A 13,508-nucleotide genomic window follows, 5' to 3' on the forward strand; every position below is an offset into this window, starting at 1 on the left:
GACGGCTGTGACACGTTCAGGCCGGCCAGGCCTCCACCTCGTAGGACCGGCGCCAGAACTGCTCCTCGTACCAGGTGGCGTCGACGAAGGCCGTGAGCATCCGCCCCCTGGTGGCGTCGTCGGCCTCCGCGGCGGCGTGGTCGAGGAGGGCGATGGCCTCCCGGGTGACCTGTTGGAAGGCGGGATCGGCGTAGGCGGCCACCCATCCGGCGTAGGGATGGTCGTCGAGCTGCGCGGCCCGGTGGGCGAGGGTGGCGCCCACGTCGGCGTACACCCAGTAGCAGGGCAGCACCGCCGCGACACCGACCGCATACGGCTCGAACGCCGTCGCCGCGAGGAGCGAGTTGACGTAGGCGCGGGTGGTGGGGGAGGCGACGGCGGGGCGGGCGAGGCCGCTCAGCCGTTCGTCGGCCAAGAGTGCGTCGTGCATGAGCACCTCGGCCTCCACCGCCTCGCCGGCGCTGCGTGCCCAGAACGCGGCGGCCTGGGAGGTGGGGGCCCGGGAGGAGAGGGTGGCCAGCGCCCGGGTGTAGCCGCGGAGGTAGAAGTCGTCCTGTCCGAGGTATTCGACGAAGCGGTGCGCCTCCAGGGTGCCGTCGGCGAGCTCAGTGAGGAGGGGGAGCGTGTCGATGCGCCCGCGGATGGCGGCGGTGGCGTCCCAGGCCTCGGCGCTGAAGGGCCCCGGGGTCCAGTCGGGGCTCACAGCCACGACTCCACCCGGCCCACGAGGTGGTTCACCGGGCCGTGGCCCTGGTCAGCGGTGCGGCTGAGCCGCCAGCCCGCGCCGGACTCGAGGGCGCGCATGAGGTAGTCGCGCGCCTCCTCCACGGACTCGAGCCGCACGCCGGTGCGCCGGGTGTCGCCCCGGCGGGCCGCGACGGCTGCGATCGCCGAGCTCAGGGTGCAGCCGGTGCCGTGGGTGTGCCGGGTCGCGATGCGGGGGCCGGTCAGCAGGGACAGCTCGTCGCCGTGGGCGAAGACGTCCGTGAGCTCGGTGCCGGTGAGGTGCCCGCCCTTGGCCAGGACGGCGCGGGCGCCGGCGTCGACGAGTTGGCGCGCCTGGCGGATGAGGCCGTTGGTGTCGGTGACGGGCGGTTGGCCGAGGAGGACGGCGGCCTCGGGAACGTTGGGCGTGACGACATCGGCGAGCGGGAGCAGGCGGGTGCGGACGACGTCGACGGCGTCGTCGGTGAGCAGCGCGTCGCCGGACGTGGCGATCATGACGGGGTCCAGGATGATGAGGCCCGCGTGGTCGCGGCGCTCCTCGAGCACGTCGGCCACCGCGTTGGCCACCTCCGCGTTCGAGAGCATGCCGAGCTTCGTGGCGGCGACGGGGAGGTCGTCGAACACCGTCAGGATCTGGTCGCGGACGAAGGACGGGTCGACCGGGCGGGCCGCGCGGACCCCCTGGGTGTTCTGCACGGTCAGACCCGCTAGGGCGGCGGCGCCGTAGACGCCGAGGGCCGTGAACGTCTTGAGATCCGCCTGGATGCCGGCGCCCCCGCTGGGGTCCGAGCCTGCGATGCTCAACGCGATCTTCGGGGTGGTGGTGGTCATCGGGTTCTCCAGAGGGCGAGCAGCCCGGCGGCGGCGGCTCGCGGATCGGGGGCGGTGGTGATGGCGGACACGACGCAGATCCCGTCCACGCCCGTGGCGATGGCCTGCGCCGCGTTGGCGGCGTTGATGCCGCCGATCGCGAGGGTCTTCGCGCGGGCCGCGGTGCCTGCGACGAGCCGTGCGGTGCCGTCGGACCCCAGCGCGGGGGCGGCGTCGGTCTTGGTGGGTGTTGCCCACAGCGGGGAGAAGCCGAGGACGTCGGCTGTCTGGTCCGCGAGCTCGGCGCCCAGTTCGTCCTGGGTGGAGATGCTGAGGCCGATGAGGAGATCCGCGCCGAGGCGGTGCCTCGCCTGCGTGATGTCGCCGTCGTCCTGGCCCTGGTGGAAGTGGAGGCCCAGCTCCTCGGCCACGTGGAGCCGGTCGTTGACGACGAGCGCGACGGGGCGCCCGGTCTGATCCTGGGCGCGCCGGGCGGCCTGCACGCAGGCCCGGGCGAGGGCGAGGAACTCGTAGCCGGCGAGGTCCTTGTCGCGGATCTGCACCACCCCGGCGCCGCCGAGGACGGCCTGCTCCACGACGTGCGGGACCCGGTCCGGGCCGCCGGAGAGGGCGGTGTCTGTGACGTAGTAGAGGCGCCAGTCGACGCCGTCGGCGAGGCCGGGCGAGGCCTGTGTCATGCCTGCTCGTCGATGGTGACGAGGGCGGCGACCTCGTCGGGCGTGAGCGCGTGGAGGGCGTCGAGCCAGGCGGTGCGGAAGCTGCCCGGGTGGCGGGCGTGCTGGGCGGCCGTGAGCCCCGCGGCGCCGAAGAGGGCGTGGGCGGCCACGACGGCGTCATGGGCGGCGTGCGTGTCGCGGCCGGCGCCGAGTGTCGCGGCCACCGTCGCGCCGAGCGCGCAGCCCGTGCCGATCACGAGCGGCATCAGCGGGTGCCCGCCGGTGATCCTGGTGGTCCGGGTGGGGCTGACCACCACGTCCACCGGGCCGGAGATGGCCACGACGGCGCCCGTGGCGGCTGAGAGGCCGCGGGCGGTCTCGACGGCGGCCTCCACCTCGTCGGTGGCGTCCACCCCGCGGCCGCCACCGGTGGCGCCGGCGAGGCCCAGGATCTCGGAGGCGTTGCCGCGGATGGCGGTGGGACGGTGGGCGAGGAGGTCGCGGGCGAGCTGCGTGCGCACGGGGAGGGCGCCCACCGCGACCGGGTCGAGGACCCAGGGGGTGCCCGCCCCGTCGGCCGCCGCCGCCCCGCGGCGCATGCCCTCATGCTGCTCGGAGAGGCCGTTGCCCACGTTGATGAGCAGGGCGGAGGCGACGGTGGCGAAGATCGCGGCCTCCTCGGGGAGGTCGATCATGGCGGGTGCGGCCCCGACGGCAAGCAGCACGTTGGCCGTGATCTCGGGCACCACGGTGTTGGTCATGCAGTGCACCAGGGGGGTGGTGTCGCGGAGGGCGGCGAGGATGGCGCTCGTGGGGTGGGGTGGGGCGACGTCGGTGGCGTCGCCGGGCGTGGAGGGGGTGGGAATGGTCATGAGAGGTGGCTCCCTTCGCTAGCACGACCTAGATCAGGTGTTGCGGGTGTGTTCTCAGCCCCGACTTCGGGGCACCCCGGCTTCGGCGAGCCTACCAGTGGGCCCTCCCGCCCCGCTGACCGCGAAAAAGTGCCCGCAGTGCCGGTGCCCCCCTGCCGGCCTGAGCGTGAAGCCCGTCACTGGGGGACCGTCTCTCCGCGGTTGGGAACCACTGATCAATCGGTCTGAGCCTCGCCGACGGCGGCGCGGGCCGCGACGAAGGCGCCCACCGCGACATCAAGGTCCGCCCGCGACAATCCGGCCGACATCTGGGTCCGGATCCGGGCCGCGCCCCTGGGCACGACGGGGAAGGAGAACGCCCGCACGTACACGCCCCGGGCCAGCACCTCGTCGGCCATCCGCGCGGCGAGGACGGCGTCGCCCAGCATCACCGGGACGATGGGGTGGTCGGACTCGGGGATGTCGAACCCCTCCTCGACCATCCGACGGCGGAAGTAGGCCGTGTTCTCAGCCAACCGCTCCAGCAGGGCCGACGAGGTCTCCAGCAGGTCCAGGCAGGCGATCGTCGCGGCGACGATCGACGGCGCCAGCGAGTTGCTGAACAGGTACGGCCGCGACCTCTGACGCAGCAGCTCCACCACCTCGAACCGGGCGCACGTGTACCCGCCCGAGGCCCCGCCCAGCGCCTTCCCCAGCGTTCCGGTCAGGATGTCCACCCGGTCGATCACGCCGAAGCGCTCCGGCGTCCCCGCGCCGGTCTCGCCGACGAAGCCCACCGCGTGCGAGTCGTCGACCATGACCAGAGCGTCGTACTCGTCGGCCAGCGCGCAGATCTCGTCGAGCGGCGCCACGAACCCGTCCATCGAGAACACCCCGTCGGTGGCGATCACCCGGTGCCGCGCCCCCCGCGACGCCTCCAGCTGGGCGCGCAGGTCCGCCATGTCGCGGTTGCGGTAGCGGTAGCGGGCGGCCTTGCTCAGGCGGACGCCGTCGATGATGGAGGCGTGGTTGAGCTCGTCGGAGATGATGGCGTCCTCGGCCCCGAACAGGGTCTCGAACAGGCCGCCGTTGGCGTCGAAGCAGGAGGAGTAGAGGATGGTGTCCCACCCGTCGAAGCCGTTGCGTCCTGTCCGGAGGAACGCCGTCATCCGCGACTCCAGCTCCTGGTGCTGCGTCTGCGTGCCGCAGATGAACCGCACCGACGCCATGCCGAAGCCCCACCGGTCGTAGGCGCGCTTGGCGGCGTCGATCAGCACCGGCGAGTTCGCCAGCCCCAGGTAGTTGTTGGCGCACAGGTTGATCACCTCGCCGGAGGGGGTGCCCACGTGCGCGGCCTGCGCCGTCGTCAACGGCGCCTCCGTCTTGTACAGGCCGTCGGCGCGCAGCTGCGCGAGCTCGCCGCGGATGTGGTCCAGGAATGCCATGGTGGTCCTCACTCGTCCCAGGTCAGGATGACTTTGCCGGCGTGACCCGCCGCCGCGACATCGAACGCCTCGCGGAACGACGACGCCGGGAAGCGGTGGGTGATGACCCCCGAGATGTCCAAGCCCGAGCGCAGCAGCGCGCTCATGGCGTACCAGGTCTCGAAGATCTGCCGGCCGGTCACGCCCTGGATGGTCAGCATGTTGAAGATGATGGTGGAGAAGTCCACCTCCAGCGGCCTCGACGGCGTGCCCAGCAGTGCGATCCGGCCCCCGTGCGTCATGTGCGCGATCATCGACGACAGCGCGGCCCCGGAGCCGGACATCTCCAGCCCGATGTCGAAGCCCTCCCGCATGTCGAACCGGTCGTACACGTCGGCCAGGTCCTCGCGCGACACGTTGACGGTGTTGGTCAGCCCCAGCCGGCGGGCCAGCTCGAGCCGCTCGTCGTTGAGGTCGGTGACCACGACGTTGCGCGCCCCCTGGAACTTCGCCACCAGGGCCGCCATGATCCCGATGGGGCCGGCGCCGCTGACCAGCACGTCCTCGGCGAGCGCCGGGAACTGCAGGGCCGCGTGGACGGCGTTGCCGAACGGGTCGAAGATGGCCGCGACATCGGGGTCCACGGGCGTGTGGTGCACCCACACGTTCGACGACGGCATGGCGAAGTACTCGCAGAAGGCGCCGTCGACGTGGTAGCCGATGCCGCGCGTGTTGCGGCAGAGATGCCGATTCCCCGCGAGGCAGGCCCGGCAGCGCCCGCACACGTAGTGCCCCTCGCCGGAGACGAACTGGCCCACCTCGAGCCCGGTCACCGAGGAGCCCAGCTCGACGATCTCGCCGCAGAACTCGTGCCCCACCACCAGCGGCGTGGTGACCACCTGCGACGCCCAGCCGTCCCAGCTGTCGATGTGCAGGTCCGTGCCGCAGATGCCGGTGCGCATGACCCGGATGAGCACCTCGTTGGGGCCGGGCGTGGGCCGCGGGAGCTCGATCAGCTCCAGCCCCGGGCCGGGCCGCGTCTTCGCAAGTGCCAGCATGTGCCCCATCGTGGCAGATGCGCCCCATGGCCGCCCCCGCAGGGGCGGGATCGCTACCGTGGGGCGAGGGACGCGCCGATCGAGCCGGCCAGGTCATGATCGACCAGTGTTCCCGAGTGCCGACGGCGGCGCGGAGAGGCGGCAGGCCATGGGCCCGGTGGTGCGCACGGTGACCTTCAACACCGGCTTCGACGATCACTTCCTCGTCGACGGCGTCACCTGGGGCGGCGTCGAGAAGGCGAGGGCGTACGAGTCGCAGCCGTCCGGGAAGGGCGTGTTCGTGGCCCGGCGCGTGGCGCTGTGCGGCGTGCCCGCGCACGCCTACTACCTGATCGGCGAGCGGGAGCAGGCGCAGCACGTCTCGGAGGTGGAGGCGGCGGGGGTCACCGTGCACAGCGTCCCCGTCCCCGGGCGGACGCGGCACAACCTCACGCTGCTCATGGAGGGCCACGTCGCGGCGCACATGGTCTCGCCCGGCTACCAGCTGGTCTCGGCCCGGCCGGCCGAGGAGCTGCTCGCGGCGGTGGTCGCGGACACACAGCCGGGCGATGTGGTGACGCTCAACGGCTCCATCCCCGCAGTGGTGCCGCCGTCGTCGCTGGCCTCCACCGTCGTGTCGCTCGCGGCGAGGGGCGCCCGCGTGATCTCCGACAACCAGGGCCCGCAGCTGGTCGCGGCCGTGGCGACGGGGCTGCTGGCGGCGGTCAAGCCCAACGACGAGGAGGTCCGTGCGCTCGACGTGCTGGGGGAGGCCCACGACCTCGTCGGCTACCTCACCCTGCTGGCCCGGTTCGGCGTCGGGCTGCCGATCATCACCCTCGGCGCGAAGGGCGTCGCCTTCCTCGACGGCGGGAAGGCGTGGCGCGGCGGATGCCGGGTGGAGCGGCCGAAGCTGTCGGTGGGCGCGGGCGACGCCTTCGTCACGGGGCTGGCCATCGGCGTGCTGGAGGGTCGCGCACCCCGCGACACCGTCGCCTGGGCGTCGGCCTGTGCCGCCGCGCACGTGACGGGCGTCGACGACGCGGGATTCAGGGTCGCGGCAGAGGAGGCGGTGTCGCGGTTCGAGGCTGTGCCCGCCTGACCCGACGTAGGGTTGTGGCATGTGTCGCAACATCCGGCCCTTGAACAACTTCGAGCCCCCCGCCACCAACGACGAGGTGAACGCGGCGGCGCTGCAGTACGTGCGCAAGGTCGCGGGCGTGACCAAGCCCAGCAAGGCCAACGAGGAGGCGTTCCACCGCGCCGTCCACGCCATCGCCCACATCACCGCGGACCTGCTCGACGAGCTGGTCACCACGGCCCCGCCGAAGGACCGCGAGGAGGAACGCGTCAAGGCGCAGGCGCGGGCCGCGAAGCGCTACGGCACCGCGGTCGCGTCGTGAGCGGGGCCGCCGAGTTGCACGTCGGCGCCACCCTGACGCCGTCCAAGCTCGAACTGCTCGCCCGATGGCTGCCCGGGAAGAACTGGTTCCACGGCGAACTCGCGGGCCTGCGGCGCGCCGCCTACTTCCGTTTCGTGGACCCGGAGGGTGAGGTGGGCCTGGACTGCATGGTGGTGGAGGCCGACGGCGAGTACTACTTCGTGCCGGTCACCTGGCGGGCCCAGCCCCTCGACGGCGCGGAACTGATCGGCACGCTGCAGCATTCGGAGCTCGGGCTGCGCTACTGCTACGACGCGGCCACAGACCCGGTGTTCGTCGAGGAGGCCACGCGGGTGATCCGCGAGGCGGGTGGCGAGGCCGAGCTGCGCGACCCCCACGGCAACCAGCTGCCCATCACCATGACGGCACGCGGCACCGGGACCCTCCCTGGCGAGGGCAGCAGGCTCGAGGTGATGCGCATGCTGGAGCGCGCCGTGCCAACCCCGGACAACGCGGCCGGCTCCCTGATCGGCCGCTGGACGGACCACGCGGGCCCCCGCCACGACGTGCTCGCCATCCTCCACTGACGAGGCTGGGGAACCACTGATCACCCATGCCCGGGCTGCGGCGCCCTTCCATCTGGTGGTGGGCGGCTAGAACCCCAGCCCCTCGGACATGGCGCGGATGTGGTCCGCGCTCACGCGCAGCTGCGTCAGCTCGTCGTCGGAGACCGGCAGCTCCAGCTGGGTGCCCGCCCCGTCGCGACCCACCACCGTCGGCACGGCCATGCAGACGCCTGAGATGCCGTGCCAGCCCTCCAGCATCCGCGACACCGGCAGTACCCGTCGCTCGTCCCGCAGCACCGACTCGATGATGCGCGTGGCGGCCAGCCCGATGGCGTAGTTGGTGGCGCCCTTGCCCTCGATCACCTCGTAGGCGGCGTTGACCACACGGTGCGCGATGCTCTCCCGCTCGCCGGCGCCCAGCCGCCCCGTGGTGCGTTCCCACTCCGTCAGGGGCACGCCGCCGATGGTGGCGGTGGACCAGAGCGGCGTCTCGGTGTCGCCGTGCTCGCCGCACACATAGGCGTGCACGTTGCCCACCGCCACGTCGCAGGTGGTGGCGATCAGCTGCCTCAGCCGCGACGAGTCCAGCACGGTGCCCGAGCCGAAGAGGCGGTTCGACGGGAGCCCGCTGATCTTGAGGGCGGCCTGCGTGGTCACGTCGACGGGGTTGGTCACCATGATGAACGTGGCGTCAGGGGAGCGCTCCACCAGCGGCGGGATGACCTTGCGCATGAGCGCCACGGTGGAGCCCGCTAGGTCCATCCGCGTCTGGCCGGGCTTCTGCTTCGCGCCCGCCGTGACGACGACGACATCCGCCCCGCGCGTGATGTCCACGTCGTCCGAGCCCTCGATCACCGCCTCCGGCAGGAACTGCCCGCCGTGGGCGAGGTCCAGCGCCTCGGCGCGCACCTTGGGGCCGTTGACGTCGTGCAGGACGACGCGCCGGGCCACCCCGCGGATGAGGGCCGCGTAGGCCAGTGACGATCCGACCGCGCCGGCGCCGACGATGGCCAGCTTGGCGCCTTCCCTGTACTGGGCTGATGACATGGGCCGATTCTCTCAGTCGCGGATGATCATGGCCAGGCCGCCGAAGGCCGGCAGCTCGACGGTGAACCCGCCCAGGTCGTCGACGGTGCCCACCTTGCGGCGGGTGCTGAGGTCGAACACCCGGCCGCCGGGCAGGTGGTCCGACTGCACCCTGGCCTCGATCTTCTCGGCGCCGAAGTTCAGCGCGGTGACCTGCACCGCGCCGATCTCCAGCTCGTTGACCAGCACCAGCAGCGCCCGGTGGCCCACCTCCGGCACGTCCAGCAGGCGGCCCGACGCCAGGCCGTTGCGCTTGCGGACCTTGAGGATGACCGCCAGCCGCGAGGCGAACGACGTGTCGCGCTTGAGCTGCTCGGGCAGCGGGCCGTAGAGGGTCCGGGCGCGCGGCATGCCCGAGGCCGACTTCTTCACGTCCGGCGCGACGCCGAGGATGTCGTAGGCTCCGCGCTCGATCCAGCGGGTGTCGCCGCTGCTGATCAGGCTCTTGACGGCGTCGCGCTCCAGGGGCAGGGCGCCGACGAGGTCCCAGCCGGACAGCGCGAACACGCCCGGCTGCCAGGCGTTGTACATGCACATGAGGAGGTGCGCGTTCGCGATGCGGCGCACGTCGCCGTCGGTGATGGTCGACAGGTCCGTGATGCCCAGGGAGGCGGTGATGATCGATGCGGTGGTGCTGGCGATGCCGTTCTGCGTGAACACGGCGTTGTAGGGTCCGGCCTGGCCGGTGAGGGTGTCGCGCATGGTCTGCTGGATGTGCTCGGCCAGCTCGTGGCCGCGGTAGTCGCGGCCGCCGAGCGTGTAGAGGTCGTCGCGGTGGGCGGCGGCGAAGTGCACAAGCTCGTAGGTGAGCTCGTCGTGGTTCTGCAGCGCGTGCACGAGCGAGGCCTGATCGATGCCGATCTCCATGGCCTCCCGCAGGACGAGGCGCAGGAACTCGGTGTCGCTGGTGGCCAGCGCGAACTGGGCCGCGGGGCGGGTGATGAAGTCGTAGGAGAGGTCCGGCCCGACGGCGCTGGTGCGCTGGATGTCGTCGATGGCCAGGTTGAGCTCCTGGAACGTGAAGCCGCCCACCTTGCGCACCATCGAGCCGATCAGCTGGTTGGCCGCCTGCGACAGCGGATGCCCCTCCGACCAGGCCGGGGACCGGTCGAAGGTCCGCTCCACGCCGAGGAAGCCGTTGGCGTCGAGCCGGAGCCCGCCGGAGCCCAGATCGAGCAGGGAATGGAGCGCGTCGCCCATGACCAGGCGCATGCCGGCGCAGGTGGGGTCCAGCCAGTTGATCGTCGGCTGGCCCTCCTTGAAGTAGTGCAGGTACACCCAGCGGCGGAGCGTGCCCTTGTAGTCGCGGATGGGCGGGGTGACGGACCAGTTGGTCTCCTTCACGCCCGGCTCGTAGAAGATCACGCGCTGCAGCGCGCCGATGATGTAGCCCTCGTCGGAGAGCGCGCGCTCCGCCTCGGCGGTGAGGTTGACCGAGTCTCGGCCGGGGGGCACGTCGGGCAGGAGGTGCCAGGCCGCCTCGGGGATGTCGACCATGTGGAAGATGCCCGGGTAGTCGCGGTAGTTCAGCTCGGCCAGGCGGAAGTCGGCCCCCTTGCCGGTGTGGCCGGGGACGATGTCGTCGATGATCGTGCCGTTGTGCCGGCTGGCCGTCTCGCCCATCTCGCGGAACTCGTCCTCGGTGCCGAAGAGCGGGTCGATGGCCATGGACATGCGGTCGAAGTGGCCGTCGACGCTGGGCGTGACCTCCCACCCGTCCAGGCCTCCCGCCAGCTTGACGGGCCCGGTGTGCACCGCGTCGATGCCGACGGCGGAGAACGCGTCCCAGAGCTCGTTCGAGCCCAGCGCGCCCAGGAAGGACTGCCCCGGCGCGGTGATGTGGGACAGGGGGTAGGCGGTGTACCAGACCGACGCGCGCTGCAGCGCGGCGCGCGGGTCCGGGTGGGCGTACGGGTTGGACCACATGGTGTGCTTGCCGGCGAGCTGGCGCGCCACCTTCTCGGCGTCGTGCAGCATCGACTGCTCCTCGAGCCACTCGACGTAGGCCCGGTTCGCGCCCGAGGCCTCGAACGGCGGCGTGATGGGGCTCTCGTCGCCCTGACGACGGCGGGCACGCGGGCGCAACCGGGACGGACGGGCCGCGAAGCGGGCCTCGTCGAAGGTGATCTCCGGCATCACCTCGTCGGCGGGGTCCTCGGGCTGTGCCGGGGCCTGATCCGCGGGGGCGGTCTTCGAAGCGGTCTTCTCGGCGGTGTCGTCGGTGCGCTTGATCACGCCACCGAGGCTACCCCGCCAACGTCCACGCGAAGGGGGAATTCGAGGTTGAGTGTAGTAGACTCAACTCTGAAAACTTCCTCAAGGAGACACCCTGATGAACACCGAGAAGCTCACGACGAAGTCCCGCGACGCCGTCACGGCGGCGGTCCGGCAGGCCCTCACCCACGGCAACCCCAACACCGAGCCGGTGCACCTCATGCACGGCCTGCTGCTCACCCCCGACAACACGGTGGGCGCCCTGCTCGAGGCGGCCGGCGCGGATCCGGCGCAGATCGACGCGGCCGCCACCGCGGCCATCGGAAAACTCCCCTCCACCTCCGGCTCGTCGGTCTCGCAGCCCGCGCTGTCCGGCCCGTTCGCGCGGGTGCTGGCCTCCGCGGAGACCCTGGCCGACAGCCTCGGCGACGACTTCGTGGCCACCGAGCACCTGCTGATCGGGCTGTCGATGGTGGCCTCCGAGGCCAAGACCATCCTGGACCGCGCGGGGGTGACCACCGACGCGCTCAAGGCGAAGTTCGAGGAGCTCCGAGGCGGCAAGAGGGTCACCTCGGCGGAGTCCGAGGGCGGCGAGTCGGCCCTGGACAAGTACTCCATCGACCTCACGGAGCGCGCCCGCTCCGGCAAGCTGGACCCGGTCATCGGCCGCGACTCCGAGATCCGACGCGTGGTCCAGGTCCTCGCCCGGCGCACGAAGAACAACCCCGTGCTGATCGGCGAGCCCGGCGTGGGCAAGACCGCCGTCGTCGAGGGCCTGGCGCAACGCCTGGTCGCGGGAGACGTGCCCGATTCGCTCAAGGGCCGGCGCCTGGTCTCGCTCGACCTGGCGTCGATGGTGGCCGGCGCGAAGTACCGCGGCGAGTTCGAGGAGCGGCTCAAGGCCGTCCTCACCGAGATCCGTGAGGCCGAGGGCCAGGTGATCACCTTCATCGACGAGCTGCACACCGTCGTCGGCGCCGGGGCCTCCGGCGAGGGCGCGATGGACGCCGGCAACATGCTCAAGCCCATGCTGGCCCGCGGCGAGCTGCGGATGATCGGCGCCACCACCCTCGACGAGTACCGCGAGCGCATCGAGAAGGACCCGGCCCTGGAGCGCCGCTTCCAGCAGGTCTACGTGGGGGAGCCGTCGGTGGAGGACACCGTCGCCATCCTGCGCGGGCTGCGCGAGCGCTACGAGGCGCACCACAAGGTGCGGATCACCGACTCCGCCCTGGTGGCCGCCGCCTCACTCTCGGACCGCTACATCACGTCGCGACAGCTCCCTGACAAGGCCATCGACCTGGTCGACGAGGCGGCGTCGCGGCTGCGGATGGAGATCGACTCCTCGCCGGAGGAGATCGACATGCTCCGCCGCGACGTGGACCGGATGACCATGCAGACGTTCCACCTCGAGAAGGAGGCCGACGAGGCGTCGAAGGAGCGGCTGGCCGCGCTGCGGGCCGAGCTGGCGGACGCGCAGGAGAAGCTGCGGGGCCTCGAGGCGCGCTGGGAGTCCGAGAAGAGCGGGCTCAACCGGGTGGGCGACCTCAAGGAGCGCATCGACCAGCTCCGGGTGGAGGCGGACAAGGCGCAGCGTGAGGGCGACCTCACGCGGGCCTCGCAGATCCTCTACGGCGACATCCCGGCGGTCGAGCGTGAGCTCGCCGAGGCCGAGGCCACCGACACCACGTCGCAGATGGTCTCCGACGAGGTCGGCGCCGGCGACATCGCTGAGGTGGTGGGCGCGTGGACGGGCATCCCCGTCGGCCGCCTGCTCCAGGGCGAGAGCGAGAAGCTGCTCCACATGGAGGAGCGGATCGGGGAGCGGCTCATCGGTCAGGCCCAGGCCGTCAAGGCCGTCTCCGACGCCATCCGCCGCTCGCGCGCCGGCATCTCGGACCCGAACCGGCCCACCGGCTCGTTCCTGTTCCTCGGCCCCACGGGCGTGGGCAAGACCGAGCTGGCCAAGTCGCTGGCGGACTTCCTGTTCGACGACGAGACCGCGCTGGTGCGCATCGACATGAGCGAGTACTCGGAGAAGCACTCCGTGGCCCGCCTCGTCGGCGCCCCTCCCGGCTACATCGGCTACGAGGAGGGCGGCCAGCTCACCGAGGCGGTCCGCCGTCGGCCGTACTCCGTCGTGCTGCTCGACGAGGTGGAGAAGGCGCACCCGGACCTGTTCAACATCCTGCTGCAGGTGCTCGACGACGGACGCCTCACCGACGGCCAGGGCCGGACGGTGGACTTCCGCAACACGCTGCTGATCATGACCTCCAACCTCGGGTCGCAGTTCATGGCCGATCAGATGCTGTCGGTGGAGGAGAAGCGCAACTCCGTGATGAGCGTGGTGCGCCAGGCGTTCCGGCCCGAGTTCCTCAACCGGCTCGACGACGTGGTGCTGTTCGACGCCCTGACCAGCGAGGAGCTGGGGCGGATCGTCGACATCCAGATCTCGAAGCTGAACCGTCGGCTGGAGTCGCGGCGGATCACGATCGACGTGTCCGAGGCTGCGCGGCTGTGGCTGGGGGAGGTGGGGTTCGACCCGGTCTACGGCGCCCGCCCGCTCCGTCGCCTGGTGCAGACCACCATCGAGGACCAACTGGCCCGCGGGCTGCTGTCGGGAGAGATCCACGACGGCCAGACGGTGCGGTTCGACCGGATCGGGGAAGGGATCGGGCAGGTCTGAGGGATCCTGCTGTCGCGGTGGGGTGTTGAGCCTGACACGGCTCTCGCGG

At 71.8% G+C, this 13,508-nt stretch carries 12 protein-coding genes and 1 riboswitch; of the genes, 4 read left to right on the forward strand and 8 right to left on the reverse strand.

The genetic code is table 11. From position 1 onward, the window contains the following. Positions 1 to 16: 16 nt before the first annotated feature. The 6 genes from ACX1D3_RS05520 to tdh form a co-directional block, all read right to left on the reverse strand. Positions 17 to 703, reverse strand: a complete 687-nt coding sequence (locus tag ACX1D3_RS05520) for a TenA family protein (RefSeq protein WP_458995982.1) — start codon at positions 701 to 703, stop codon at positions 17 to 19. After that, positions 700 to 1,557 carry a bifunctional hydroxymethylpyrimidine kinase/phosphomethylpyrimidine kinase gene (gene thiD, locus ACX1D3_RS05525; protein WP_458995983.1) on the reverse strand — a complete coding sequence of 286 codons (858 nt, stop codon included), beginning with the start codon at positions 1,555 to 1,557 and terminating at the stop codon, positions 700 to 702. The genes ACX1D3_RS05520 and thiD overlap by 4 nt, the downstream gene beginning before the upstream one ends. After that, the gene (gene thiE / locus ACX1D3_RS05530; protein WP_458995984.1) at positions 1,554 to 2,234 is read right to left on the reverse strand and encodes a thiamine phosphate synthase; all 681 of its coding nucleotides are present in this window, start codon (positions 2,232 to 2,234) and stop codon (positions 1,554 to 1,556) included. The genes thiD and thiE overlap by 4 nt, the downstream gene beginning before the upstream one ends. Further along, complete coding sequence (gene thiM / locus ACX1D3_RS05535) at positions 2,231 to 3,085, reverse strand: hydroxyethylthiazole kinase (RefSeq protein WP_458995985.1); 855 nt, start codon at positions 3,083 to 3,085, stop codon at positions 2,231 to 2,233. Before thiM ends, thiE begins: the two co-directional genes overlap by 4 nt. Continuing rightward, positions 3,079 to 3,174, reverse strand: a riboswitch (TPP riboswitch). (Overlaps the previous gene by 7 nt.) A 126-nt stretch (positions 3,175 to 3,300) precedes the next feature. Then, positions 3,301 to 4,509 carry a glycine C-acetyltransferase gene (gene kbl / locus ACX1D3_RS05540; protein ID WP_458995986.1) on the reverse strand — a complete coding sequence of 403 codons (1,209 nt, stop codon included), beginning with the start codon at positions 4,507 to 4,509 and terminating at the stop codon, positions 3,301 to 3,303. An 8-nt stretch (positions 4,510 to 4,517) separates the two neighbouring features. Then, positions 4,518 to 5,546: an L-threonine 3-dehydrogenase, zinc-binding type gene (gene tdh, locus ACX1D3_RS05545; RefSeq protein WP_458995987.1), complete on the reverse strand. Its 1,029-nt coding sequence runs from the start codon at positions 5,544 to 5,546 to the stop codon at positions 4,518 to 4,520. Between the two features lie 106 nt (positions 5,547 to 5,652). Between tdh and ACX1D3_RS05550 the strand changes: the two genes are divergently transcribed. The 3 genes from ACX1D3_RS05550 to ACX1D3_RS05560 are packed head-to-tail and all read left to right on the forward strand — an operon-like array spanning position 5,653 to position 7,494. Next, positions 5,653 to 6,627, forward strand: a complete 975-nt coding sequence (locus ACX1D3_RS05550) for a PfkB family carbohydrate kinase (RefSeq protein WP_458995988.1) — start codon at positions 5,653 to 5,655, stop codon at positions 6,625 to 6,627. 19 nt (positions 6,628 to 6,646) lie between these two features. After that, entirely contained in the window at positions 6,647 to 6,928 is a 282-nt protein-coding gene (locus ACX1D3_RS05555) for a DUF2277 domain-containing protein (RefSeq protein WP_458995989.1), read from the forward strand. Then, positions 6,925 to 7,494: a maltokinase N-terminal cap-like domain-containing protein gene (locus ACX1D3_RS05560; RefSeq protein WP_458995990.1), complete on the forward strand. Its 570-nt coding sequence runs from the start codon at positions 6,925 to 6,927 to the stop codon at positions 7,492 to 7,494. The genes ACX1D3_RS05555 and ACX1D3_RS05560 overlap by 4 nt, the downstream gene beginning before the upstream one ends. A 66-nt stretch (positions 7,495 to 7,560) precedes the next feature. Here ACX1D3_RS05560 and ACX1D3_RS05565 read toward each other — a convergent pair whose 3' ends face one another. Further along, on the reverse strand, positions 7,561 to 8,520 hold the full coding sequence (locus tag ACX1D3_RS05565) for an L-lactate dehydrogenase (RefSeq protein ID WP_458995991.1): 960 nt from the start codon (positions 8,518 to 8,520) through the stop codon (positions 7,561 to 7,563). A gap of 12 nt (positions 8,521 to 8,532) precedes the next feature. After that, a complete protein-coding gene (treS, locus tag ACX1D3_RS05570; RefSeq protein WP_458995992.1) occupies positions 8,533 to 10,794 on the reverse strand; it encodes a maltose alpha-D-glucosyltransferase in 2,262 nt (753 codons plus the stop codon). Positions 10,795 to 10,891: 97 nt separating this feature from the next. Between treS and clpB the strand changes: the two genes are divergently transcribed. Beyond that, complete coding sequence (gene clpB / locus ACX1D3_RS05575; RefSeq protein ID WP_458995993.1) at positions 10,892 to 13,459, forward strand: ATP-dependent chaperone ClpB; 2,568 nt, start codon at positions 10,892 to 10,894, stop codon at positions 13,457 to 13,459. The last annotated feature ends 49 nt before the right edge of the window (positions 13,460 to 13,508 follow it).

This window comes from Tessaracoccus yangjingae (assembly GCF_054483935.1).

Excerpts from the sequence above, each read along its gene's own strand:
- tdh (WP_458995987.1), bottom strand. The coding sequence starts at position 5,546 with ATGCTGGCACTTGCGAAGACGCGGCCCGGCCCGGGGCTGGAGCTGATC.
- ACX1D3_RS05565 (WP_458995991.1), bottom strand. The coding sequence starts at position 8,520 with ATGTCATCAGCCCAGTACAGGGAAGGCGCCAAGCTGGCCATCGTCGGC.
- ACX1D3_RS05555 (WP_458995989.1), top strand. The coding sequence starts at position 6,647 with ATGTGTCGCAACATCCGGCCCTTGAACAACTTCGAGCCCCCCGCCACC.
- thiD (WP_458995983.1), bottom strand. The coding sequence starts at position 1,557 with ATGACCACCACCACCCCGAAGATCGCGTTGAGCATCGCAGGCTCGGAC.
- clpB (WP_458995993.1), top strand. The coding sequence starts at position 10,892 with ATGAACACCGAGAAGCTCACGACGAAGTCCCGCGACGCCGTCACGGCG.
- kbl (WP_458995986.1), bottom strand. The coding sequence starts at position 4,509 with ATGGCATTCCTGGACCACATCCGCGGCGAGCTCGCGCAGCTGCGCGCC.
- thiM (WP_458995985.1), bottom strand. The coding sequence starts at position 3,085 with ATGACCATTCCCACCCCCTCCACGCCCGGCGACGCCACCGACGTCGCC.
- thiE (WP_458995984.1), bottom strand. The coding sequence starts at position 2,234 with ATGACACAGGCCTCGCCCGGCCTCGCCGACGGCGTCGACTGGCGCCTC.